Source organism: Paenibacillus sp. FSL R7-0216 (genome assembly GCF_037969915.1).
Taxonomy (GTDB): domain Bacteria; phylum Bacillota; class Bacilli; order Paenibacillales; family Paenibacillaceae; genus Fontibacillus; species Fontibacillus rhizolycopersici.
Genome location: NZ_CP150222.1, coordinates 4,443,158 through 4,467,500, shown reverse-complemented (window position 1 = coordinate 4,467,500; position 24,343 = coordinate 4,443,158). Strand labels below are relative to the sequence as shown.

Genomic DNA, 24,343 nt, shown 5'->3' with positions numbered 1-24,343 from the left:
GGAAGAACTCTCGTTAAGGAACTCGGCAAAATGACCCCGTAACTTCGGGAGAAGGGGTGCCCCGGTAGAGTGAATAGCTCGAGGGGGCCGCAGTGAAAAGGCCCAAGCGACTGTTTAGCAAAAACACAGGTCTGTGCGAAGCCGCAAGGCGAAGTATACGGGCTGACGCCTGCCCGGTGCTGGAAGGTTAAGGGGAGTGGTTAGGGGTTAAACCCGAAGCTATGAACCGAAGCCCCAGTAAACGGCGGCCGTAACTATAACGGTCCTAAGGTAGCGAAATTCCTTGTCAGGTAAATTCTGACCCGCACGAATGGCGTAACGACTTGGGCGCTGTCTCAACGAGAGATCCGGTGAAATTTTAATACCTGTGAAGATGCAGGTTACCCGCGACAAGACGGAAAGACCCCATGGAGCTTTACTGCAGCTTGATATTGGACTTTGATACGATTTGTACAGGATAGGTGGGAGCCTAGGAAGCCGGAGCGCCAGCTTCGGTGGAGGCGCCGTTGGGATACCACCCTGATCGTATCGGAGTTCTAACCTGGTACCGTAATCCGGTACGGGGACAGTGTCAGGTGGGCAGTTTGACTGGGGCGGTCGCCTCCTAAAGAGTAACGGAGGCGCCCCAAGGTTCCCTCAGAATGGTTGGAAATCATTCGAAGAGTGCAAAGGCAAAAGGGAGCTTGACTGCGAGACTGACAAGTCGAGCAGGGACGAAAGTCGGGCTTAGTGATCCGGTGGTACCGCATGGAAGGGCCATCGCTCAACGGATAAAAGCTACCCTGGGGATAACAGGCTTATCTCCCCCAAGAGTCCACATCGACGGGGAGGTTTGGCACCTCGATGTCGGCTCATCGCATCCTGGGGCTGAAGTAGGTCCCAAGGGTTGGGCTGTTCGCCCATTAAAGCGGTACGCGAGCTGGGTTCAGAACGTCGTGAGACAGTTCGGTCCCTATCTGTCGTGGGCGCAGGAAATTTGAGAGGAGCTGTCCTTAGTACGAGAGGACCGGGATGGACGCACCGCTGGTGCACCAGTTGTTCCGCCAGGAGCATAGCTGGGTAGCTAAGTGCGGACGGGATAAGCGCTGAAAGCATCTAAGCGTGAAGCCCCCCTCAAGATGAGATTTCCCAATTAGTAAGACCCCTTGAAGACGACGAGGTTGATAGGCCTGAGGTGGAAGTGCAGCAATGTATGGAGCTGACAGGTACTAATCGGTCGAGGGCTTATCCAAAAATCTAACACGCAAATTCGTTTCGTATCCAGTTTTCAAGGATTAAACCTTGAACCGTTTGGTGGCGATGGCGGAGGGGTTCCACACGTACCCATCCCGAACACGACCGTTAAGCCCTCCAGCGCCGATGGTACTTGGACCGAAGGGTCCTGGGAGAGTAGGACGCCGCCAAGCAAAGGGAAAGAGCACTACCGTTCATTCGGTAGTGCTCTTTTTGCACTCCCGAGGAAAAACTGCAATAGTGCAGGTAGTTACATGAATTTCGCTTCAAACGCTAGACCGTTCGGCACCAACCGGACGGTTTTCTCATACGCTTAACCACGAATATTTTCCACCTCACACGCCCACACTGAAAAGGACAACGCATCCCCCTTGGCAAATCATTAAATTATGGTATAATGTTGATAAAGTCAAAGAAAGTCAAAGTCAACTACAAACGGAAATCGTTTATTTTGACGGGACTTGACGAGCAAGAATGAAATACCGCAAAGTCGCAACAAGAGATTCACGTGTGGAATAATGGAGGATGAGTGATGCGTAATATCTCCGATATCATTGAGAAATATCTCAAGAGTATTTTGCATGAAAGTCCGGAGGGGACTATAGAGATTCAGCGTAACGAACTTGCCGACCAATTTTCCTGCGTGCCGTCGCAAATCAATTATGTCATCAGCACCCGCTTTACTCTGGAGAAAGGGTACCTGGTCGAGAGCAAACGCGGCGGCGGCGGTTACGTTCGGATTCGGCGAATTCAACTGCCTGGTCCAACGTCGCTGCACACGCATTTGCATGAAACGATCGGTGACGAGATCGGGCAATCCGCGGCGGAAGGGTTGATTTATCGCCTGGAGGAAGCCCGCTTTTTGACCCCTCGGGAAGCCGCTTTAATGCGCTCGGCGGTATCTCGCGAGGTGTTGGCGATTAAGCTGCCCTTTCGCGACCAGATCCGGGCTAGGATGATGAAAGCGATGTTAATCTCATTGTTGAGTTAGAAACATCAATATCAAGGAATACAGGTATAAAGATCTACTGTCTTAGTCTATCCCGTAAGGAGGGACGTGCGATGCAATGCCAAGAATGCGGCAAACGCCCGGCAACCTTGCATTTTACGAAGATCGTCAATGGCGAGAAGACGGAGTTTCATTTCTGTGAAAGTTGCGCCAGGGAAAAAGGGGAGCTGATTCCAGGCACTTCGGGCGGCTTTTCGATTCATAACCTGCTATCGGGCTTTCTCGATTTGAGTCCGTCGAACAAAGGTCAAGTTTCCGGGCCTAGTACGCCAGAACATCTGCGCTGCGAAGAATGCGGCATGACGTATTCCCAGTTTAGCAAAATCGGACGTTTTGGATGCAGCTCGTGCTACAAATATTTTAACGATCGTCTGGATCCTTTGTTTAAGAAAGTGCATGGGAATACCGTCCACGTCGGGAAAGTCCCGAAACGGACCGGCGGTCACATTCAAGTGAAGCGTAAGCTCGATGATCTCCGCCGTGAGCTGCAGTACCGGATCCTCCAGGAGGAATTTGAGGAGGCTGCGGCGCTGCGGGACCAAATTCGCGAGCTTGAGAAGAACATATCCGCAGAGTAGGAGGGATGCAGGGTGACCAATCTCCGTTTTACTGAACAGCCGCTTAGCGAATGGATGAGCCAAGAAGGCAAAGAGTCGGATATCGTGATGAGCAGCCGGGTACGGATCGCCCGCAACGTGCTTCATCAACCCTTCCCGATGTTGGCCACCAACACGCAATCGGAGGAGGTGCTGAAGCTGCTTCAGGAGGTTCTGGACGACGAACAGCTTCAGGCTCAAGGCCAACTGTACCCGATCCTCCTTGCGGACTTGGATGAACTGGATAAGCGGGTGCTGGTTGAGAAGCACTTGATCAGTCCCAACTTAGCGAACGACTCCAGAAATGGGGCGGTCTTCATTAGCGAAGATGAAAGCCTCAGCATCATGGTTAATGAAGAGGATCATTTGCGCATCCAGTGTCTGTATCCGGGTCTGCAAGTCCAAGAGGCTTGGGAAAAAGCGACGGCGATCGACGACATTTTTGAATCGCATGTGGATTACGCTTTTGACGATCGTCGGGGTTACCTAACCAGTTGTCCGACGAATGTGGGTACGGGGCTTCGCGCTTCAGTCATGATGCATTTGCCGGCCTTGGCACTGACACAGCAGATCGGCCGCATTTTATCCGCGGTATCGCAGGTCGGTTTAACCGTCCGCGGGATCTACGGCGAAGGCAGCGAGGCCATGGGCAACTTGTTTCAAATCTCAAATCAGATTACACTAGGACAAAGTGAAGCTGAGATTATCGAAAATTTATACGGCGTGGTGCTGCAGATCATTCAGCATGAGAAGACGGCAAGAGAAAAGCTGATCGGCGAATCACGCCTGCGGATGATGGACCGGGTCATGCGTTCTTACGGAATATTGTCACAGGCGTACATCATCGACTCGAAGGAAGCCGCTCAGCGGTTATCTGATGTCCGGCTTGGCGTAGACTTGGGGATTATCGAAGGCGTGTCGGCGCAGGCGCTCAATGAACTGAACGTGCTGACGCAGCCTGGATTTTTGCAAAAAAAATTCAGTGGCAGTATGTCCCCGGGGGAAAGGGATATGTACCGCGCTAAACTCATTCGAGAGCGCATGGGGAAATAACGAGAGGACTACTATGGAGGTGTAGGAGAAGATGATGTTTGGAAGATTTACGGAACGTGCCCAAAAGGTACTGGCGTTAGCCCAGGAAGAAGCCGTAAGGCTGGGACATAACAATATCGGGACGGAACATGTGCTGCTCGGATTGATCCGTGAAGGTGAAGGCATTGCCGCCAAGGCGCTGATCGGATTGGGTCTGGGACTCGAGAAAATACAAGACGAAGTGGAAACGCTGATCGGCCGTGGACAGGAACAACCGACCAATATCGCTTATACGCCGCGCGCCAAAAAGGTCATCGAGCTGTCCATGGATGAAGCGCGTAAGCTCGGCCATACTTATGTCGGTACGGAGCATATTTTGCTCGGCCTGATTCGTGAAGGGGAAGGCGTAGCCGCCCGTGTACTGAATAACCTCGGCATCAGCCTGAACAAGGCGCGCCAACAAGTGCTGCAGTTGCTGGGCAGCAGCGAAGCGGTGTCCAGTCATCATGGAACCCCAACTAACGTGAACACGCCGACACTGGACAGCTTGGCTCGTGACTTGACGGCTTCGGCCAAAGAGGGCAATTTGGATCCGGTCATCGGCCGCAGCAAAGAGATTGAACGGGTGATTCAGGTGCTGAGCCGCCGGACGAAGAACAATCCGGTGCTAATCGGGGAACCTGGCGTCGGGAAAACGGCCATCGCCGAAGGTCTTGCACAAAAGATCATCAATAACGAAATTCCGGAGACGCTACGCGACAAACGCGTGATGACGCTGGATATGGGCTCCGTCGTTGCCGGTACGAAATACCGCGGCGAATTCGAGGACCGCTTGAAAAAAATCATGGACGAAATTCGTCAGGCCGGCAATATCATCCTCTTTATCGATGAATTGCACACCCTGATCGGGGCTGGCGGCGCGGAGGGCGCGATCGACGCTTCGAATATCTTGAAGCCAGCGCTGGCCCGCGGCGAGCTGCAATGCATCGGCGCTACCACGCTCGACGAATATCGGAAATATATTGAGAAAGACGCGGCACTGGAACGTCGGTTCCAACCGATCACGGTGGATCAGCCATCGGTGGATGAAGCGATTCTCATCCTGCACGGGTTGCGCGATCGTTACGAAGCGCATCATCGGGTGAAAATCACCGACGAGGCGATCGAGCAGGCAGTTAAATTGTCCGACCGTTATATTCAAGACCGGTTCCTGCCGGATAAAGCGATTGACCTGATCGACGAGGCGGGTTCGAAGGTAAGGCTGAACTCGTATACGGTACCGCCGAATCTGAAGCAACTGGAGAGCCGTCTGGATGATATCCGTAAGGAGAAGGACGCTGCGGTGCAAAGCCAGGAATTTGAGAAAGCGGCTGCGCTGCGCGATACGGAGCAGAAGATCCGTGAAGAGCTGGATATCACCAAAAATCAATGGAAAGAAAAACAAGGACGCACCGATTCCGAAGTGACGCCAGAGGATATCGCCCAGGTGGTCGCCAGCTGGACGGGGATTCCGGTCAACAAGCTGAAGGAAGAAGAAACCGAACGCCTGCTCAATATGGAGAGTATCCTGCATGAGCGCGTAATCGGTCAAGAAGAAGCAGTTAAGGCGGTCAGCCGGGCAATCCGCCGGGCGCGCGCAGGCCTCAAGGATCCAAAACGTCCAATGGGCTCCTTCATCTTCTTAGGTCCTACGGGGGTTGGTAAAACGGAGCTGGCCCGCGCATTGGCGGAAGCGATGTTCGGCGACGAAAACGCCGTAATCCGCATTGACATGTCCGAGTACATGGAGAAACACTCCACGGCACGACTCGTTGGTGCACCTCCAGGATATGTCGGGTACGAAGAAGGCGGGCAACTGACCGAGAAGGTTCGCCGCAAACCGTATTCCGTTGTTCTGCTGGATGAAATCGAGAAGGCACATCCGGAAGTGTTTAACATTCTGCTGCAGGTATTGGAGGATGGCCGATTGACCGACTCCAAAGGCCGCGTAGTCGATTTCCGTAATACGCTGATCATCTTGACCTCAAATGTCGGTGCCGAAGCCATCAAACGAAATACGCGTCTTGGCTTCACCGCCGTGCAAGATTCCGGTGCGGATTACGACAACATGAAGGGCAAAGTGATGGAAGAGCTGAAGAAGAGCTTCCGTCCCGAATTCCTCAACCGGATCGATGAGATCATCGTTTTCCATTCGCTCGAGGAAGCGCATATCGGCCAAATCGTCACGCTCATGGCCGAAGAATTGCGTAAACGCCTGCGCGAATATGACGTCGACTTTACCTTGACGGATAAGGCGAAGGAGTTCCTGGCTAAAGAGGGCTACGATCCTGCGTATGGAGCACGTCCGCTGCGTCGGGCGATCCAGAAGCATATCGAAGACCGTTTGTCCGAGGAGCTGTTGACCGGTAACGTCAAGAAGGGCGACTCGCTAACGATTGACGAAGAGAACGGCGCCCTGAAGGTGGAGCGTACGGGAACTTACGTAAAAAATGCGTAACGCGAATAAAAAATGTTGGTAAATCCTACAAATCCGTAACGTTTAAGCCGATGAAATAAGTTAAAGGCAGCTTCCAAGGCGATGCTTTGGAAGCTGCCTTTTTTATCCCGCCACTCCTGGCGGCAGCGCTCGGATCACTTTCGATAAACCCGAAAGGATGGTAAAATTTTAGGTACCATGACGAATACGGTGTCGGCTAGGTCTGTCAAATTTTGCAGTGGCGAGAAGGTGACATAAATGGTTAAAGTAAAACATAAGTTTTTCTGCTCCGAATGCGGCTATGAATCGCCTAAATGGTACGGGAAATGCCCGGGGTGCGGCGCGTGGAACTCCATGGTGGAAGAAGTGGAGAAAACCGTCAAAACGCAAGGGATGAATTCCGGGATATTTCATGCGAAAGAAAAGCCGCAGTCAATCATAAATATAGAGAGCGGCAAAGAACCGCGGATCCAAACGGGGATCGGGGAACTGAATCGAGTACTCGGCGGCGGCGTTGTGCCGGGCTCACTGGTCCTGGTCGGTGGGGACCCCGGGATCGGCAAGTCGACTTTGCTGCTGCAAACTTCACATGAAATGGCCCGCTCTGGTCTGAAGGTTCTGTATATCTCAGGCGAGGAATCCGTTCGTCAGACGAAGCTGCGGGCGGAGCGGCTCGGGACATTGTCCCCGGAGTTATTCGTTTTGTGTGAGAGCAGTATGGACGGAATTGAAGAAGCGATCGACGAAGTAAAACCCGATTTTTTGGTGATCGATTCGATCCAAACGGTCTATTTGCCCGAAGTTACCAGTGCCCCCGGCAGCGTATCGCAGGTACGTGAATGTACGGCGCGGTTTATGCGAATAGCCAAAGGGCAAGGGATCGCTACGGTACTAGTCGGTCACGTGACCAAAGAGGGAGCTATCGCCGGACCTCGTATGCTGGAGCATATGGTCGACTGCGTACTGTATTTCGAAGGTGAACGTCATCATTCCTACCGGCTCCTACGGGCGGTTAAGAATCGCTTTGGTTCGACCAACGAAATTGGGATTTTTGAGATGAACGAATCCGGACTGGCGGAGGTGGCGAATCCGTCGGAGCTGTTTCTATCCGAACGCCCGCTCGGCGTGGCGGGTTCCACCGTCGTCGCCAGTATGGAGGGGACGCGCCCGATGCTGGTCGAACTGCAAGCCTTGATCGCGGCCACCCATTTCCCTTCACCAAGACGGATGGCAACCGGCGTGGACTATCAGCGGATGAACTTGATCCTTGCGGTGCTCGAGAAGCGAATGGGCCTATTCCTGCAAAATCAGGACGCTTACGTCAACCTGGCTGGTGGAGTGAAGCTGGACGAACCGGCGGTCGATTTAGCGATTGCGGTTAGCGTCGCTTCCAGCTTCCGTGACCTGCCGACCAAGCCGTACGATGTGTTTTTCGGAGAAGTTGGCTTGACCGGCGAAGTTCGGGCGGTCTCCCGGGCGGAGCAGCGCGTAAAGGAAGCGGCCAAGCTCGGCTTTAAACGGGTGATTTTGCCGGAGAAAAGCATGAAGGGGTGGAAGGGACCGCAAGAGATTCAATTGATTGGCGTAAATACCGTTGCAGATGCGCTAGCTGTTGCGTTAGATTAGGGGGCATTGAGATGAAGGAAACTACCCAAGCAGAGAAAATGAACGATTTGTTGAGGCTTGTTGCGCCGGGGACGGCTTTTCGCGACGGCCTTGAAAACGTGCTGCGGGCTAAGACCGGGGGCCTGATCGTCGTCGGTTACAGCCCGGAGGTGATGGAGGTCGTCGAGGGGGGCTTCTCCATCAACTGTGATTTCTCCCCAAACTATCTCTATGAGCTGGCCAAAATGGACGGGGCGATCATCCTTAGCGAGGATTTGAAACGGATTTTGTATGCAAATACACAGCTCATCCCGGACTCCTCGATCGCATCCTCTGAAACGGGCATTCGCCACCGTACCGCGGAACGGGTGGCCAAACAGACGGGCAAGCTGGTCGTCTCTATCTCCCAGCGCCGTAACATCATCACCCTTTACCAAGGGGGATTACGGTACGCTCTGAAGGAAATTGGCGTCATCCTGACCAAAGCCAACCAGGCGATTCAGACGCTGGAGAAATACCGGTCTGTCTTGAATCAAGCCTTAACGAATTTAACGGCCTCCGAATTTGAAGAGCTGGTCTCCTTGCCTGAGGTGATCAATGTGATCCAGCGGGTGGAGATGGTGATCCGGATCAAGATGGAGATCAAGCGATTCATCAATGAATTGGGTACGGAAGGGCGGCTGATCAGCATGCAGATGGAGGAACTGGTCAGCAACATGGAAGAAGAAGCATGGCTCTTATACAAAGATTATGCCAAAGAGGATCAGGACGAAGCGATCCGAGAAATTATTATGGGACTCAAACGTTCCACCGACGATGAGCTGCTGGACGACAATCACATTACCAAGCTCTTAGGTTATCCTTCCTCAGCCGCGACTTCGGAGGAATTGATAGCACCACGCGGGTACCGTGTCTTGAACAAAATCCCCCGTTTGCCGAATGTCATCATTCACAATCTGGTCGAACGTTTTGACTGCTTGCCGAACGTGATGATGGCCAGCATCGAGGAGCTGGATGAGGTTGACGGTATTGGTGAGGTACGCGCCCGTTCCATCAAAGAAGGGCTCAAACGTCTTCAGGAACAGGTATTCATTGACAGACAAATTTAAATCACCTATCATCAATGAATGGTTCAGGAATATCTACTCGAGGTGAAGAGATGATAACGAAATCGATTCCGAACCTGTTTACGTTAGGAAACATGGTTCTCGGAATGCTGGCCATCATGCTGGCAATTGAAGGTCGCTTCAGCCTGGCCGCCATCATGGTAATTGTCGCTATGCTGCTCGATGGTTTGGATGGACGGGTCGCCCGTGCGCTGAACGCTCAAAGCGAGTTCGGGAAGGAACTCGATTCATTATCAGATCTAATTTCATTTGGTATCGCTCCGGCACTCATTATGTACTTGATCTCATTTCACAGCGTTCCTTCCGGCGTTGCTTGGGCCGTTACGATCATTTTTCCGATGTGCGGAGCGCTGCGGCTCGCCCGGTTTAATGTTCAGAAGGGAGCTCCGGGTTACTTCATTGGTTTGCCGATTCCGGCTGCAGGCGGGGTTCTGGCCACGCTGTCGCTGTTTTACAGAGAAATATCGGCGCCTTATTTCATCGTGTCGATGCTGCTGTTATCGTATTTGATGATCAGTACGGTCAGATATCCGAATTTCAAGAAAATCGGTCTGCCGAAAAAGGCGATCGCGTATACGCCGCTTGTCGTGATCTTTGCAGTGGTTATCGCCGTCGTATTTCCGGATCAGATGGCGAAGCTTATTTTTATCCCCTTGGTCATTTACGCAGTTTACGGTTTACGTCAGAACATCAATCGGTTGCTTCGCCGTAAACATCAGGACGAGGATGCCGATGCCCAGGAAATGTATCGTCCGAAGCGTTAAGAACGAATAACCCTATAACTATACGAAAAAGGCATGGATCTCCCGCGGGCGGAATGGATCGATGCCTTTTTGATATACACATTAACATTTACGTTTACGTTTACGATAAGTTGAATAACCCCAGCGTAGCGCATTTCTGCGACTCGCGCTCCACGATTTCCTCCATATTGATCCCCAGCAGATTGCAAAGGGCGGACATATAGAAAAGGTTACGTCCAAGCTCATTCGTAATCGCATCCCGGCAATTTTCGCACAGTTCGCCATGAACATGCTTGGCGATCGTTTCTTTGGCGTGTTGCAAATCCATGCCAGGCTCGAAGTCTTGTTTGGTGGCATGCAGCTCGATGCAACCGCATTCGGTTACCGATTTGGTCACGGAACGGACGGCAGCGGCGTTGGTTTGTCCCATCTTCGACATGACGTCCAACAGGCTGCGGTGACGGAGCAACAATTCAGAAACTTGTTCTTGAAAAGACTGAAGGCTTGGTGCGCTCATTTTCCATCCACCTCAATATTATGAATTGAATTCATTATATTCCACCTTTTCCTCCAAGATCAACCTGAAATCCCATAGCCAAGGGCTGTGTTTGAATATGGATTGGTTATTTTTTGGTAAAAAAGTTATCATCCACGGATTATGTGCCTCCAAATTGGTTCATACTGGCTAAAGAAGATACTTAACTAGGAGGTGAAGAGAGACGTGCTGAAAAAATACTTAATGATTCTAGCCGGTTTATGCGGGGCTTGGTTCGGTTACACGACCGGCGGTGTGTCCGGTGTGCTACCGGGTGCCGCCAGTGACTGGTTTCGTGAAATGAACCCGATCGCGGCAAATTTGATCTGGGCCGCAGCCGGTGCGCTACTGTTCTTGTTCCTGTTCTCCTTGGCTGCAGACGTCGTTTCTTCCAGAGTGAAATCGTGGATTTCCGCTTTGACGCGGATTCCGATGAATGAAATGGCTGCCGGTGCGGCCGGTTTGACTGCGGGACTTCTTCTTTCCTTAACGGTCTATCCCCTGCTGTCCTGGCTCGGTACGCTGGAGAGCATGGCTCAATTCGCAGTATCGGCGTTGTTTGGCTACATTGGGCTATACGTCGGACTGGCCAAGAAGGAAGAGCTGTCCTCACTTTGGAAATCCGGCAAATGGGGAGCGTCCGTTCCGGAAGAGGAGCGTTGGGCGGAGGAACACAAAATTTTGGATACCAGCGTCATTATCGACGGGCGGATCGCTGACATCTGCAAAACCGGCTTCATTGAAGGGACGATCGTTATTCCGGAATTCGTGCTGGAGGAGTTGCAGCATATCGCCGATTCCTCGGATCTGCTCAAGCGGAACCGTGGGCGGCGGGGACTGGATATTTTGAACAAGATCCAGAAAGAGCTGGACGTCAAAGTCATGATCTATGAAGGGGATTTCGAGGAAATCTCCGAGGTCGACAGCAAACTGGTCAAGCTGGCGAAAGTCCTGCAGGGGAAAGTGGTGACCAACGACTTCAACCTGAACAAGGTGTGCGAGCTGCAGGGCGTATCCGTGCTGAACATCAACGATTTGGCCAATGCGGTCAAGCCGGTCGTGCTGCCTGGCGAGGAAATTATGGTCCAGGTGATCAAGGACGGCAAGGAGCATGGACAAGGTGTCGCTTACTTGGATGACGGAACGATGATCGTCGTGGAAGGCGGACGCGATTACATCGGCACCATTACGGAGGTGCTGGTCACGAGCGTGCTGCAGACTTCGGCGGGACGAATGATTTTTGCCAAGCCAAAACTGTTGGAAAAAGCGCAGTAATTCGGTATGATGGGATTAACTACGCTGCGCTGGCCGCGGCGCGGGTGAATTCCGGACAAAGGTGAGGCAGAACATGATGGGTTTACAAGCAAGCGGCGATACGGGAGTCATCGTGGTGGCGGCAGGCCGCGGTACGCGTATGGGAACGGTGGAAAGCAAGCAGTATCTTATGCTGGACGGCAAGCCGATCTTTATCCATACACTGGAGGTTTTTCACCGTCATCCGTCGATTTCGCAAATCGTGCTTGTCACCGGGGAACAGGATGTGGACCGGTGCCGGTCATGGATCGCCGAGTATGGCATGGCCGAGCAAATACAAGTTATTCCGGGCGGGGCTGAACGTCAACACTCGGTGCGCCAAGGATTGCTGTCTCTCAGCACACCTTGGGTACTGGTGCATGACGGTGTCCGCCCTTTTGTCACGAGAGAACAGATTACGGCTTGTTGTGAAGCGGCCAGAACGTATGGAGCCGCCGTGCTCGCCGTACCCGTGAAGGATACGATCAAACTGGCGGACGAACAGGGATGGGTCGCGGCAACACTGGACCGGCGGAGTCTGTGGGCGATTCAGACGCCGCAGGCTTTTCGTCGCGCTGACCTGCTGGCAGCCCATGAGCGGGCTGCGGAGGATGAAATCGTCGGCACCGACGACGCGATGTTGGTCGAACGGCTGAGCATCTCCGTTAAGCTGGTGGAAGGGGCTTACGACAATATTAAGATCACGACACCCGAGGATCTGGGTTATGCGGAGTTTATCCGGGGGAAGAGGGAGTAGCGGAGCGTAGGTAGTCCTACGTGAGCAACGGAGCGATCGACTGAATTCAAGATTCGACGTCGAAAGACTTCCTCGAGTTACTTCGTGATTAAAAGGAAGTCAGGTTTTAAGCACCGAGAAGGTTGGATGAAGGAGGGAGGGAGTAGCGGAGCGTAGGTAGGCCTACGTGAGCAACGGAGCGATCGACTGAATTCAAGATTCGACGTCGAAAGACTTCCTCGAGTTACTTCGTGATTAAAAGATGACTGGGAGAGGATGGGAAGGATGTTTAGAGTAGGACAAGGCTTCGACGTGCATCAGCTCGTGGAGGGCAGGCCGTGTATCATCGGCGGGGTGCATATACCTTATGAGAAAGGATTGCTGGGACACTCCGATGCCGACGTGTTGCTGCATACGATCAGTGACGCGATTTTGGGTGCGATAGGTCTCGGAGATATCGGGCGTCATTTCCCGGACACCGATCCGGCGTTCAAAGATGCGGATAGCATAGTTCTGTTGCAGCGGGTGTGGGACATGGCGGTTGAGAAAGGTTACCGTCTCGGCAACCTGGACGCAACGATTATCGCGCAAAAACCGAAGATGGCCCCATACATTCCGCAAATGGTTGAGGTCATTGCTCGTACCCTGGGGACGGAGCCGGAGCTCGTCAATGTGAAAGCCACCACCACGGAACAGCTCGGGTTTACCGGACGCGGCGAAGGGATTGCGGCACAATGCATTGTGTGTCTTGTGCAGAATGTGCTATCATCGTAACTTGCATCGAGCTTTTTTTCATATCATGAAGAACTGCAATTTAGGGAGGGATTGAAATGGCTGAAGTCCGCGTGCGCTATGCGCCAAGTCCGACGGGTCATTTACATATCGGGAACGCCAGAACGGCGTTGTTCAATTATTTATTTGCTAGACATCACGGGGGGAAATTCATTATCCGCATCGAGGATACGGACGTGAAGCGCAACGTGGCCGGTGGCGAGGAAAACCAACTGACCTACCTCAAGTGGTTAGGCATGGATTGGGACGAAAGCGTGGACGTCGGCGGGAACTACGGGCCGTACCGGCAGACGGAGCGTCTAGATTTGTACCGTCCACTGGTACAGGACTTGTTGGACCGGGGTCTGGCGTATCGTTGCTACTGTACGGAAGAGGAGCTGGAGAAGGAGCGGGAAGAGCAAATGGCTCGCGGCGAAACCCCTCGGTATTCCGGGAAGTGCCGTCACTTGACGCCTGAGCAGCTAGCTGCGTTTGACGCAGAAGGCCGTCAGTACAGCATTCGCTTCCGCGTTCCGGAAGGCCGTACGTTTACATTTGACGATCTGGTCAAAGGACCGATCTCGTTCGAGTCCGAGGTTAGCGGTGATTTTGTAATCGTGAAAAAAGACGGAATCCCCACCTACAACTTCGCGGTCGTACTGGACGATCATCTGATGAACATTACCCATGTATTGCGTGGAGAGGATCATGTGTCCAATACGCCGCGTCAGCTCATGATCTACGATGCGTTTGGCTGGGAGCCGCCGGTATTTGGCCATATGACTTTGATCGTTGGGGAGAACCACAAAAAGCTGAGCAAACGCGACGAATCGGTGATTCAATTTATCGAGCAATATGATCAGCTTGGTTATCTGCCGGAAGCGATGTTTAACTTTATCGCCCTGCTCGGCTGGTCGCCGGAAGGAGAAGAAGAGATTTTCAGCAAGGATGAATTGATTTCGATCTTTGACGCAAATCGCTTGTCGCGTAGTCCGGCCGTGTTCGATACGAACAAGCTGGCCCATTTGAACAACCACTATATCAAGAACGCCGATCCGCAGCGGATTGCGTCGTTGGCCATCCCGCATTTGCAACGGGCCGGCAAGCTTCCAGTCGAGCTGTCGCCGGAGCTGCAGGCATGGGCCGGGGCGCTCGTCGCGTTGTACCAAGAGCAAATGACCGCGGCTTCCGATATTGTGGAGTTGTCGGAGATGTTCTTCCGCAATGAGCCGGCGTTAGACGAAGAAGGTGCCGCCGTGTTGGCGGAGCCGCAGGTGCCGACCGTGCTTGCCGCGTTTTTGGTGAAGATTGAAGGCCTTGCCGAATTCAGCGTGGAGAACATCGGCGCCTCGATCAAAGAGGTACAGAAGGAAACGGGCAGCAAGGGCAAAGGTCTATTCATGCCGATTCGCGTGGCGTTGACCGGACAGATGCATGGCCGCGACTTGAACCAGACGATTTATCTGCTTGGACAGGACAAAGTCATCGATCGGTTGAAGTCGCGTATCGCTGCTTTGTAAGGCGGCGGGGTCACTGGACGCAGGGATAAAGTGTCTGAGGCTCGTACTTATGCTAACGCTTGCCAGGAAGCTTATTTTTGGAAAAAGAGGCTTGTTTCATTTCTAACACTTGTTTGTATGCTTATAGGGACGATTCCTCCCCTTTTCGTTAATAAAATAAGGGGATAAGGTTGCAGGTAAGCGTTAGCGCAGAGCAAGTGCCTTTTTCGCCCAGATAGCGTTTGATATAAGCGTTAGGTACGTATTTTTTTCGGGTACCATTGTCAGTAGGCCGTCCATTAGGTAATATATAGGCAGGAATACCTTACAACTAGATGACTGGCGGCCATTAGCCGCCTTAATGCCACCGGCATAGATCGGGAGAAGTACGCGATCAGCCGTATCGTCCAGAGAGGATAACCGGGACCCTTCGGTGCGGACCGCGCAAAGAAGTTACCAGGCTGGAAGTTATCCGGATACGCGCTGGCGGAAATGCACCCGGGAGCCGCGAATGCGAACTCGCCTAGAGAGGCGAAGTAGCTTTCGCCGTTTCGTCCGCGTTAAGGATCTTGAGAGGGAGGAGTCGGCTTTTTATAGAGGCTGGCTCATCCAAGGCAGAGTGGAACCGCGTCGTTAGGCGTCTCTGTAGCGAAAGCTGCAGGGGCGCCTTTTTTGATTGGATCTGTCCGTATGCGATAGGAATAGAAGGTGGGGGGAAACTATGTTCAAAAGAATCCGATCCGATATCCAGGCGGTGTTCGACAACGACCCGGCAGCACGAAGCTGGTTCGAAGTGATCTTTACCTATTCCGGTCTGCATGCGATTTGGAGTCACCGGATTGCGCACTTTTTTTACCGCCGCCGCTGGTATACCGCTGCACGTACGATTTCGCAGATCAGCCGGTTTTTCACCGGCATCGAGATCCATCCGGGAGCGCGGATCGGCAATCGGCTGTTCATCGACCACGGGATGGGCGTTGTGATTGGGGAAACTTGCGAAATCGGGGACGATGTGGTTATCTATCAGGGAGTCACATTGGGCGGCAGCGGTAAGGAAAAGGGCAAGCGCCACCCGACCGTCGGCAACAATGTCGTTATCGGGTCGGGGGCAAAGGTGCTTGGTTCGTTTAAGATCGGAGACCAAGCGAACATCGGAGCAAACTCGGTTGTCCTGAAAGAGGTGCCTACCGGCAGCACCGTGGTTGGCATCCCGGGCAAAGTGGTTCGCCAGGACGGAAAACGCCTGGACCGCCTCAGCCATCAACTGCCCGATCCGATGGTTGACGCGATGCGCGAGATGCAGCGCGAGATCGAACAACTGCGAGGCGAGGTCCTCGAGCTCAGGGGGCAGCTTCGCGATAAGCAGCCGAGTGAGCTGTGAGCTACTGCTAGGCGAAAATCTTTTATGCGAGGGGTCTGGACGACCGGCGGGACAGCGGAACTTGAGGTCCCTTGATATTGTCGGTTATGCGATCGTGGTTTCCGAGTATAACGGACTCCAGAGACGTTAATGTGATGGAATACCAGCGGTCTCCATTGTAACGGACTGAGGTGACGTTATTTGCCCTGGATCAGCGACTTAGCATGTGAATTGGGCGAAATAGGGTCAATGGAGTCCGTTAAATCGGGAAATCCCCGGGAAATGGGAGAATAGCGTCTCTGAGGTCCGTTAGCGGTCGATAGCGACCGAATGAATTCAAGAATCGAGGGAGCAACGGAGCGACCGACTGAGTTCAAGATTCGACGCCGAGTCCACTCCCTTGAAATACTTCGTGATGGGAAGCCAATTTGAAAACGACCTCAGATAAATCAAGGTTTTCAAATGGGGTTATCAGCACCAAGAAGGTTGGATGAAGGAGAGAGGGAGTAGCGGAGCGTAGGGAGGCCTACGTGAGCAACGGAGCGACCGACTGAGTTCAAGATTCGACGCCGAGTCCGCTCCCTTGAAATACTTCGTGATGGGAAGCCGATTTGAAAACTACCTTAGATAAATCAAGGTTTCAAATGGGGTTATCAGCACCAAGAAGGTTGGATGAAGGAGAGAGGGAGTAGCGGAGCGTAGGGAGGCCTACGTGAGCAACGGAGCGACCGACTGAGTTCAAGATTCGACGCCGAGTCCACTCCCTTGAAATACTTCGTGATGGGAAGCCAATTTGAAAACTACCTTACAAGGAAGGAAAGTGCAGTATGGGATTGCAGATTTATAACACCTTAACCCGCGCCAAGGAAGAGTTCGTCAGCCTGACGCCCGGAAAAGTGAAGATGTATGTTTGCGGACCTACCGTCTACGGTTATATTCATATTGGGAACGCGCGGCCGATGATCTTTTTTGACGTGGTGCGCAGTTACCTGGAGAATCAACAATATGATGTGAATTACGTCGTAAACTTTACAGATGTGGACGATAAACTGATTCGCAAAGCGGAAGAAATGAACCTGACCGTACCCGAAGTGGCTGAGATGTTCATTGAGGCCTACTACGAGGATTTGGATGGTCTCGGGATTCCGCGCGCCACAGCCAATCCGCGGGTCACGGAGAACATGGAAGTGATCATCGATTTTATCCGCGACCTGGAACAAAAGGGATTTGCTTACGAAAGCGGCGGGGACGTGTTCTATCGTACGAACAAATTCCCGGAATACGGCAAGTTGTCCGGACAAAATATCGGCGAGCTGCAGTTCGGTATCCGCATTGACGTGGACGATCGCAAGGAAAATCCGGAGGATTTCGTGCTATGGAAAGCGGCCAAGCCCGGCGAAATTCACTGGAGTAGTCCATGGGGCGAGGGTCGCCCCGGCTGGCATATTGAATGCTCGGCAATGTCCCGGCAATTACTGGGCGATACGCTGGATATCCACGGCGGGGGTCAGGACCTGCAGTTCCCTCACCACGAGTGCGAGGTAGCGCAGTCGGAGGCCGCCACCGGCAAGCCGTTGGCGAATTACTGGATGCATAACGGATATATCAACATAGACGGGGAGAAGATGTCCAAATCGCTTGGCAATGGCGTACTTGTCAAGGATTTGCGCTCGCTATACAAGCGGGAAGCCATCCGTTACTTCATGCTGTCGACCCATTATCGCAATCCGCTGAACTTCTCTGAAGATACGATGCAGCAGGCGGAACGCAGTGTAGAGCGGATCAGCAATGCCGCAAACAATCTTCGTCATCGGATGAATGCGGCGCCACAAGGCGGAGATACGCAGGTCACGCCAGATTGGGCCGAGAAGCTGAAGGCGGTCCGCGCTTTGTTCCACGCCAAAATGCAAGATGACTTCAACACGCCGGACGCAATTACGGCGGTGTTCGAATGGGTGAGCGAGGTCAATACGCTGCTGCAGCAGCCGGTCGCCGGCCGCGGGGATCTTGAAGCGGCGCTGAAGCTGTTCGAGGAGATGAACGGCGTACTGCGCATCGCATTGCCGCCGGAGACTGAACTGCCCGGCGAAGAGATCGAAGCGCTGATCGCGGAGCGGGCCGAAGCAAGGAAGGCCAAGAACTGGACCCGTGCGGACGAAATCCGCGACCTGCTGGACGCTCGGGGCATCGTGCTCGAGGACACGCCGCAGGGCATGAGATGGCGGCGCAAATGAGCGGGCCGCACGGGCCAGGCGCAGGGCAAGGGGCGCTGACCGGGCCGCAGCCAGGGCAGACGGCTCCCGGCGAAGAGACCGCGACGTCCCAAAACGCCGCCGCGCTGCCGCCCCTTGCTCCTGAAGGCGGGGCCGCAGCCTCAGAGCTCGGCACATCCGCCGCGCTCTGGTTCCCCGACCCGCCCGCCAAGCCCGCCCGGCTGCTGCCGCCGCTGGCCCTCGCCTACATCGGCGACGCCGTCTATGAGGTCGCCGTCCGCCAGCATGTGATGGCCCGCCCGAATTTGCGGCCCCACCATCTGCATGGCCAGTCGACGAAGTACGTCTCGGCCAAGGCGCAGGCGCGGCTGCTGGAGTTGATCGAGCCGCTGCTCACCGAAGAAGAGAAGGACGTTGTCCGCCAAGGGCGCAACGCCAAGTCCGGCACGGTGCCTAAGAACGCCAACGTGCTGGATTATCGCCTCGCCACCGCTTTTGAGAGCTTGGTGGGGTACCTGTATTACACTGGAGCGCATGACCGCCTTCGCAGGTTGATCGCCCAAGGATTCGCTGATTTGGAGAATTATCGGGACCGCGGTTAATGACGCGTCACCATTGCATAGGAGGATTCCGATGGAGGAACAAGAATGGATCGGCGGCAAACATTCGCTGCTCGAAGCGCTGCATGCCGGCCGCACGATCAATAAAATATGGGTGGCCGAAGGCGCCCAAAAGCATCTGACCCAGCCCATCGTGGCTGAAGCCAAAAAACACGGCATCATCGTGCAGTTTGTGGACAAACGCAAGCTGGACCAAATGGCACCCGGCCTGCAGCATCAGGGCGTAGTTGCCCAGGTTGCCCCGTATGCCTACGCGGAGGTGGAGGATTTATTGGCCCGCGCGCAGGAACGCGGCGAAGACCCGTTCTTGCTGATTCTGGACGAGATCGAGGATCCGCACAACCTCGGTTCGATTTTGCGGACGGCCGAATGCACGGGGGTGCATGGGGTGATCATCCCTAAACGCCGCTCGGCAGCAGTGACGGCTACCGTGTCCAAAACCTCGGCCGGTGCCGTGGAGTACATCCCCGTCGCTCGGGTGACGAATCTGGTGCAGACGATGGAGCAACTGAAGGAAGCGGGCGTATGGATCGTCGGTACGGACGTAGGTGCAAAAGAAGAGATGTATCGCAGCGGCAACGTGCTGACCGGACCGGTGGCGATCGTCATCGGCAATGAGAACAAAGGCATGGGACGGCTGGTTCGGGAAACTTGCGACGTTCTGGTCAAGCTCCCGATGAACGGTCGTCTTAACTCCCTGAATGCCTCCGTCGCCGCCGGGGTTATCATGTACGAAGTGTTGCGCAGACGACGCGCTGAAGGATAAAGGCCATGCGCGATTTGCGCGATGTGCTATTGGTTGACGGATACAACATGATCGGCGGGTGGGCTGAACTGGCCGAACTGTCCAAACGGGACCTGCAGGCCGCAAGGGACAGATTGCTTGAGCGGCTCGCCGATTATCAAGCCTTTTCTGGAAGAAAGGTGATCGTCGTTTTTGATGCTTATCGGGTTCCGGGGCTTGGGAAGGCCTATTCCCAAAACAAGGTAGAGATGTATTTTACGAAGGAGAAGGAAACAGCGGACGAATGTATAGAACGGCTGGTCGGTGAGCTCAAGCACCGTCGTCGGCAGATTTATGTTGCAACGAGCGATATGGTAGAGCAACACGTGATTTTTGGTCAGGGGGCGTTGCGGGTATCGGCTCGAGAACTCTTAATCCAAGTGGAGCAAAGCGAGAAGGAAATCCAGGCTAAAATCGCCGAGCGCAGCGCGAATTCTAGCCGCAATACACTAGATGCCAAGCTGACGCCAGAGCAGCGTAAGCTGTTCGAACGATGGCGCAGGGAATGAAAGGGCATTCTCAAGTTCTGCTACCAAATGCCCTTGACAAAGTTCGACTTTACATCTTTTGGTACTTTTGCGGTTGACGCTAATATGCACCTTCATATATACTGTTCGTATTACTTGAATGAGTGACGGGGAACCGTGCGTTGCGGCCGGAGGGATTTGTGGTGAGTGTCAAACTCGAAACATGGGTAAGGTTTGACTATGAGATCCAAAGTGACGAAGACATTGTCGAGGCGGTTCGGGAAGGCGACAGTGAAGCGTTGGAGTACTTGATTAACAAGTATCGGAGCTTCGTGCGCGCCAAGGCTAGGTCTTATTTTCTCATCGGCGCCGATCGCGAAGACATCATCCAGGAAGGTATGATCGGACTCTACAAATCGATCCGGGACTTTCGGGGGGATAAGCTCGCTTCTTTCAAAGCGTTCGCGGAGTTGTGCATCACGCGCCAAATTATCACCGCGATTAAGACGGCAACGAGGCAGAAGCATATTCCACTCAACTCGTACGTTTCATTGGACAAGCCGATCTACGATGAGGAATCGGATCGGACGTTACTCGACGTCATTTGCGGCACTCAGGTGAGTGACCCGGAAGAGTTGATCATTAATCAAGAAGAGTTTACCGGCCTAGAGGACAAGATGTCCGAAATTCTCAGTGATCTGGAGCGTAAAGTGCTGATGCTGTATTTGGACGGTAGATCCTATCAGGAAATCGCAGTGGATTTGAATCGCCACGTTAAATCGATCGATAATGCCCTGCAGCGCGTAAAGCGTAAGCTGGAACGTTATCTGGAAGTGCGCGACGGCAGCATTTGAACTTATTTTCATTTTAATTAGGTCTTACATAAACAAGTAGACTCAAGGGTTGCCTGGTTGCAGGAGGCCCTTTTTTTACCACAAAATATCGACACTCCAAAGATTCAGAACGGCCGCAACTAAGCGGATTTACTGACCGAATCCCGTTTCTTCTCCCCTGCTTCTCTTCAGCGTTTCCCCTACGGATTTCTCTCTCAAGGGTTTATCTTCCAAATTCGTGAGCTATACTATAAATAATCGAAGAGGTTGGCTTGATGTCTCGTTGACACGGGTAGTGCCATGTGATAAAGTGTTTTAGGTAGGCCTAATTTTGTGTTTCCCTTTTTTAGGTGACAAACATTTGATTTAGGTCAATATAGAGACAGCTCATTTAGAATGTCTTCGGGAGGTGCACATCATGCGGGTAATAATTACGTTGGCTTGTACGAATTGCAAACAAAGAAACTACACGACAACGAAAAACAAGCGTAACCACCCCGACCGCATGGAGATGAAGAAATTTTGCAAGTTCTGTAACGAGCAAGTTCCTCATCGCGAAACCAGATAGTCTTTGGAGGTGTAGTCGCGCATGAAACGTAGTTTTAAGTCGTTGTTTTCTTTTTTCTCTGAGAGCTGGGCTGAGCTTAAAAAGGTTCGCTGGCCTAATCGTAAAGAGCTGACTAATTATACGCTGATTGTGCTCGGTACAATTACCGTTGTCGCGATTTATTTTTGGGTTCTGGACATCGGCATCTCTGCTGTGATCGAAGCGATAATTTAAGAAGGGTCCCTAGGTGGCTTGATATGGAAAAAAGATGGTATGTCGTTCATACCTATTCCGGGTATGAGAACAAAGTCAAAGCCAATTTAGAAAAACGCGTCGAGTCTATGGGCATGGAAGACAAGATATTCCGCGTTCTTGTTCCGATGGAAGAAGAAGTGGTAAACAAAGACGGGAAGAAGAAGACCGTCATGCGTAAAGTTTACCCCGGGTATGTCTTGGTGGAAATGATCCAAACCGACGATTCTTGGTATGTTGTTCGCAACACGCCGGGAGTCACCGGGTTTGTTGGCTCTACGGGTTCTGGTTCCAAACCTACGCCGCTGCTCCCTGAAGAAGTGGAACAGATCTTGGCGCATATGGGGATGGAGGAGCCGAAGCCGGTCATCGAATTCGAGCTCAAAGAATCCGTGCGCATCAAGGTTGGTCCGTTTGCCAATTTTGTTGGCTCGGTGGAAGAGATTCTTACCGAGAAAAGCAAGGTCAAGGTTCACGTCAACATGTTTGGACGAGAAACCCCGCTTGAACTGGATTACACTCAAGTGGAGAAGATATAAGGTTTCTTAGGGTTTCAAAGTGGGAGGGGCTGGTATCAGTTCCGTCTACCACAATTAGGGCAAGGAGGTGTTTTACATGGCGAAAAAAGTTATTAAAGTGGTAAAACTGCAAATTCCTGCAGGTAAAGCGAACCCTGCACCTCCGGTAGGTCCGGCGTTGGGTCAAGCAGGTGTCAACATCATGGCATTCTGTAAGGAGTTTAACGCACGTACCGCCGATCAAGCAGGTTTGATCATTCCGGTTGAAATTTCGGTGTTTGAAGACCGTTCTTTTACTTTCATCACCAAAACTCCTCCGGCAGCCGTTCTGCTTCGCGTTGCAGCGAAGATCGAGAAGGGTTCCGGCGAACCGAACAAGAAGAAAGTGGCTACCGTGAAACGCGACACCGTTCGTCAAATCGCGGAGCAAAAAATGCCTGACCTGAACGCAGCATCCGTTGAAGCGGCTATGCGTATGGTTGAAGGTACCGCTCGCAGCATGGGCATCACGATTCAAGACTAATCTTGGATCCTCGAATGGAGGTCAAACTCCATTCTCAAGTGGGAGGAGTTTCCGCTAATACCACAAAGGAGGACGAATTCATGGCTAAACACGGTAAGAAATACCTGGAAGCCGCTAAGCTGATTGACAGCGAAGCGACATATGAGCCTTCTGAAGCCGTTGAACTGGTGAAAAAGGCAGCGACTGCTAAATTCGACGAAACCGTTGAAGCTGCAGTTCGCTTGGGCGTAGACCCTCGTAAACAAGACCAAGCCGTTCGTGGTGTCGTTGTTCTGCCGCATGGCACGGGCAAAACCCAACGCGTATTGGTGTTCGCCAAAGGCGACAAAGCAAAGGAAGCGGAAGCGGCCGGAGCAGATTTCGTCGGCGATCAAGACATGATCAACAAAATCCAACAAGGCTGGTTCGAGTTCGATGTCTGCGTGGCTACACCGGACATGATGAGCGAAGTTGGTAAACTTGGCCGTCTGCTCGGCGGTAAAGGCCTTATGCCTAACCCGAAAGCAGGCACAGTTACGTTTGACGTAGCTAAAGCCGTTCAAGAAATCAAAGCGGGTAAAATCGAGTACCGTCTGGACAAAGCGGGCCAAATTCATGCGCCGATCGGTAAAGTATCGTTTACTTCCGAACAATTGAATGAGAACCTCAAAGCTCTCATCGACGCATTGAACCGGGCTAAACCGGCTGCTGCTAAGGGCGTTTACTTGAAGAATATCGCGATTTCTTCGACCATGGGCCCAAGCGCTCGCGTGAATACGGCCGTTTACAGATAATACCTCCCGCACTTTGCGGATCGGGGATTGACACACTAGTGTCGCCCTTGGTATACTGAAACAGTTGTTTTATGTGAGACTTAAATAAGAATATGCTTACCGTAGACAGTAGGTGCCGTAAGGCTTAATTCCCTACCGAGGTGTTGTGATAGAACGTCAATGGATACAGCGTTGCTGTGTGCAGATGATCCATCAAGCCTTCGTGATTCTGCGGAGGCTTTTTTCAATGCCTTGCGGAAGTAGCAAGAGGCTCATGAATCTAATAGGAGGTGTGCAGTTTGGCAAACGCAAATGTCATTCAAGCAAAACAAGAAGCCGTTGACGCTGTAACGTCTAAATTGCGCGAAAGCGCAACGACCGTCGTTGCGGACTATCGCGGATTGAATGTTGCTCAAGTTACTGAACTCCGCAAACAGCTTCGTGAAGCTGGCGTGGAATTCCAAGTGCTTAAGAACACGCTCGTTCGCCGCGCAACAGCTGCTGCGGAATTGACTGAGCTGGACGAAGTGTTGACCGGTCCTACGGCCATCGCGTTCAGTGCAGAAGATGCAGTGGCTCCAGCTAAAATCTTGAGCGATTTCGCCAAGAAGAACGATGCCCTGAAAGTGAAAGGTGGCGTGGTTGAAGGCCGTGTTGTTGGCGTCGACCAAATCAAAGCGCTGGCGGATCTTCCGTCCCGCGAAGGTCTCCTTTCGATGCTCCTCAGCGTGCTTCAAGCACCGGTGCGCAACTTCGCACTGGCTGTCAAAGCCGTCGCCGAGAAAGAAGAAGCAAGCGCGTAAGTTAGCCTTGCGAAAG

At 52.8% G+C, this 24,343-nt stretch carries 24 protein-coding genes, 2 rRNA genes and 1 other annotated feature (1 of these 27 only partly in view); of the genes, 25 read left to right on the top strand and 1 reads right to left on the bottom strand.

Features of this window, described 5'->3' with window-relative positions; all coding sequences use genetic code 11:
* From MKZ15_RS20680 to pssA, 9 genes are all read left to right on the top strand, one after another.
* A 23S ribosomal RNA gene (locus MKZ15_RS20680) occupies positions 1-1,232 on the top strand (it extends 1,698 nt beyond the left edge of the window).
* A 57-nt stretch (positions 1,233-1,289) separates the two neighbouring features.
* Positions 1,290-1,406: ribosomal RNA gene (gene rrf / locus MKZ15_RS20675) — 5S ribosomal RNA — on the top strand.
* A gap of 359 nt (positions 1,407-1,765) precedes the next feature.
* Positions 1,766-2,224 (top strand): CtsR family transcriptional regulator, encoded by a 459-nt coding sequence (locus MKZ15_RS20670; protein WP_193418651.1) that lies wholly within the window; start codon positions 1,766-1,768, stop codon positions 2,222-2,224.
* 71 nt (positions 2,225-2,295) lie between these two features.
* Positions 2,296-2,820 carry a UvrB/UvrC motif-containing protein gene (locus MKZ15_RS20665; RefSeq protein WP_155608357.1) on the top strand — a complete coding sequence of 175 codons (525 nt, stop codon included), beginning with the start codon at positions 2,296-2,298 and terminating at the stop codon, positions 2,818-2,820.
* Positions 2,821-2,832: 12 nt separating this feature from the next.
* Positions 2,833-3,891 (top strand): protein arginine kinase, encoded by a 1,059-nt coding sequence (locus MKZ15_RS20660; protein WP_213624150.1) that lies wholly within the window; start codon positions 2,833-2,835, stop codon positions 3,889-3,891.
* 31 nt (positions 3,892-3,922) lie between these two features.
* The gene (clpC, locus tag MKZ15_RS20655) at positions 3,923-6,367 is read left to right on the top strand and encodes an ATP-dependent protease ATP-binding subunit ClpC (RefSeq protein WP_155608358.1); all 2,445 of its coding nucleotides are present in this window, start codon (positions 3,923-3,925) and stop codon (positions 6,365-6,367) included.
* Between the two features lie 237 nt (positions 6,368-6,604).
* On the top strand, positions 6,605-7,972 hold the full coding sequence (gene radA, locus MKZ15_RS20650) for a DNA repair protein RadA (protein WP_155608359.1): 1,368 nt from the start codon (positions 6,605-6,607) through the stop codon (positions 7,970-7,972).
* 11 nt (positions 7,973-7,983) lie between these two features.
* The gene (gene disA, locus MKZ15_RS20645) at positions 7,984-9,060 is read left to right on the top strand and encodes a DNA integrity scanning diadenylate cyclase DisA (protein WP_155608360.1); all 1,077 of its coding nucleotides are present in this window, start codon (positions 7,984-7,986) and stop codon (positions 9,058-9,060) included.
* Between the two features lie 50 nt (positions 9,061-9,110).
* Complete coding sequence (gene pssA, locus MKZ15_RS20640; RefSeq protein ID WP_339817737.1) at positions 9,111-9,842, top strand: CDP-diacylglycerol--serine O-phosphatidyltransferase; 732 nt, start codon at positions 9,111-9,113, stop codon at positions 9,840-9,842.
* A gap of 100 nt (positions 9,843-9,942) precedes the next feature.
* Here the strand turns inward: pssA and MKZ15_RS20635 are convergent, their stop codons facing one another.
* Entirely contained in the window at positions 9,943-10,338 is a 396-nt protein-coding gene (locus tag MKZ15_RS20635) for a DUF1573 domain-containing protein (protein WP_155608362.1), read from the bottom strand.
* A 204-nt stretch (positions 10,339-10,542) separates the two neighbouring features.
* On the opposite strand from MKZ15_RS20635, the gene MKZ15_RS20630 reads away from it, so the two are divergent.
* The 16 genes from MKZ15_RS20630 (at position 10,543) to rplJ (ending at position 24,327) form a co-directional block, all read left to right on the top strand.
* Entirely contained in the window at positions 10,543-11,631 is a 1,089-nt protein-coding gene (locus MKZ15_RS20630) for a PIN/TRAM domain-containing protein (RefSeq protein ID WP_193418656.1), read from the top strand.
* A 76-nt stretch (positions 11,632-11,707) separates the two neighbouring features.
* On the top strand, positions 11,708-12,406 hold the full coding sequence (gene ispD, locus MKZ15_RS20625) for a 2-C-methyl-D-erythritol 4-phosphate cytidylyltransferase (RefSeq protein ID WP_339822537.1): 699 nt from the start codon (positions 11,708-11,710) through the stop codon (positions 12,404-12,406).
* Between the two features lie 264 nt (positions 12,407-12,670).
* Positions 12,671-13,159, top strand: coding sequence for a 2-C-methyl-D-erythritol 2,4-cyclodiphosphate synthase (ispF, locus tag MKZ15_RS20620; protein WP_339817733.1), 489 nt, complete (start codon positions 12,671-12,673; stop codon positions 13,157-13,159).
* A 56-nt stretch (positions 13,160-13,215) separates the two neighbouring features.
* Positions 13,216-14,676, top strand: coding sequence for a glutamate--tRNA ligase (gene gltX / locus MKZ15_RS20615; protein ID WP_339817731.1), 1,461 nt, complete (start codon positions 13,216-13,218; stop codon positions 14,674-14,676).
* A 700-nt stretch (positions 14,677-15,376) separates the two neighbouring features.
* On the top strand, positions 15,377-16,036 hold the full coding sequence (gene cysE / locus MKZ15_RS20610; RefSeq protein ID WP_213624147.1) for a serine O-acetyltransferase: 660 nt from the start codon (positions 15,377-15,379) through the stop codon (positions 16,034-16,036).
* A gap of 806 nt (positions 16,037-16,842) precedes the next feature.
* A complete protein-coding gene (cysS, locus tag MKZ15_RS20605; protein ID WP_339817728.1) occupies positions 16,843-18,249 on the top strand; it encodes a cysteine--tRNA ligase in 1,407 nt (468 codons plus the stop codon).
* A gap of 104 nt (positions 18,250-18,353) precedes the next feature.
* On the top strand, positions 18,354-18,830 hold the full coding sequence (locus MKZ15_RS20600; protein ID WP_239484081.1) for a Mini-ribonuclease 3: 477 nt from the start codon (positions 18,354-18,356) through the stop codon (positions 18,828-18,830).
* A 31-nt stretch (positions 18,831-18,861) separates the two neighbouring features.
* Positions 18,862-19,614, top strand: coding sequence for a 23S rRNA (guanosine(2251)-2'-O)-methyltransferase RlmB (rlmB, locus tag MKZ15_RS20595; protein ID WP_213624145.1), 753 nt, complete (start codon positions 18,862-18,864; stop codon positions 19,612-19,614).
* A gap of 5 nt (positions 19,615-19,619) precedes the next feature.
* The gene (locus tag MKZ15_RS20590; protein ID WP_155608368.1) at positions 19,620-20,141 is read left to right on the top strand and encodes an NYN domain-containing protein; all 522 of its coding nucleotides are present in this window, start codon (positions 19,620-19,622) and stop codon (positions 20,139-20,141) included.
* A 161-nt stretch (positions 20,142-20,302) separates the two neighbouring features.
* Positions 20,303-20,953, top strand: coding sequence for an RNA polymerase sporulation sigma factor SigH (gene sigH / locus MKZ15_RS20585; RefSeq protein WP_193418666.1), 651 nt, complete (start codon positions 20,303-20,305; stop codon positions 20,951-20,953).
* A 397-nt stretch (positions 20,954-21,350) separates the two neighbouring features.
* Positions 21,351-21,500, top strand: a complete 150-nt coding sequence (gene rpmG / locus MKZ15_RS20580) for a 50S ribosomal protein L33 (RefSeq protein ID WP_071784256.1) — start codon at positions 21,351-21,353, stop codon at positions 21,498-21,500.
* 21 nt (positions 21,501-21,521) lie between these two features.
* Positions 21,522-21,713, top strand: a complete 192-nt coding sequence (gene secE, locus MKZ15_RS20575; protein WP_009226623.1) for a preprotein translocase subunit SecE — start codon at positions 21,522-21,524, stop codon at positions 21,711-21,713.
* Positions 21,714-21,736: 23 nt separating this feature from the next.
* The gene (gene nusG, locus MKZ15_RS20570; RefSeq protein WP_193418668.1) at positions 21,737-22,270 is read left to right on the top strand and encodes a transcription termination/antitermination protein NusG; all 534 of its coding nucleotides are present in this window, start codon (positions 21,737-21,739) and stop codon (positions 22,268-22,270) included.
* Between the two features lie 76 nt (positions 22,271-22,346).
* The gene (gene rplK / locus MKZ15_RS20565) at positions 22,347-22,772 is read left to right on the top strand and encodes a 50S ribosomal protein L11 (RefSeq protein ID WP_016310704.1); all 426 of its coding nucleotides are present in this window, start codon (positions 22,347-22,349) and stop codon (positions 22,770-22,772) included.
* Between the two features lie 80 nt (positions 22,773-22,852).
* Positions 22,853-23,545 carry a 50S ribosomal protein L1 gene (gene rplA, locus MKZ15_RS20560; RefSeq protein ID WP_155608371.1) on the top strand — a complete coding sequence of 231 codons (693 nt, stop codon included), beginning with the start codon at positions 22,853-22,855 and terminating at the stop codon, positions 23,543-23,545.
* An 81-nt stretch (positions 23,546-23,626) separates the two neighbouring features.
* Positions 23,627-23,779: a sequence feature (ribosomal protein L10 leader region), on the top strand.
* Between the two features lie 44 nt (positions 23,780-23,823).
* Positions 23,824-24,327 (top strand): 50S ribosomal protein L10, encoded by a 504-nt coding sequence (gene rplJ / locus MKZ15_RS20555; RefSeq protein WP_193418670.1) that lies wholly within the window; start codon positions 23,824-23,826, stop codon positions 24,325-24,327.
* Positions 24,328-24,343: the final 16 nt, after the last annotated feature.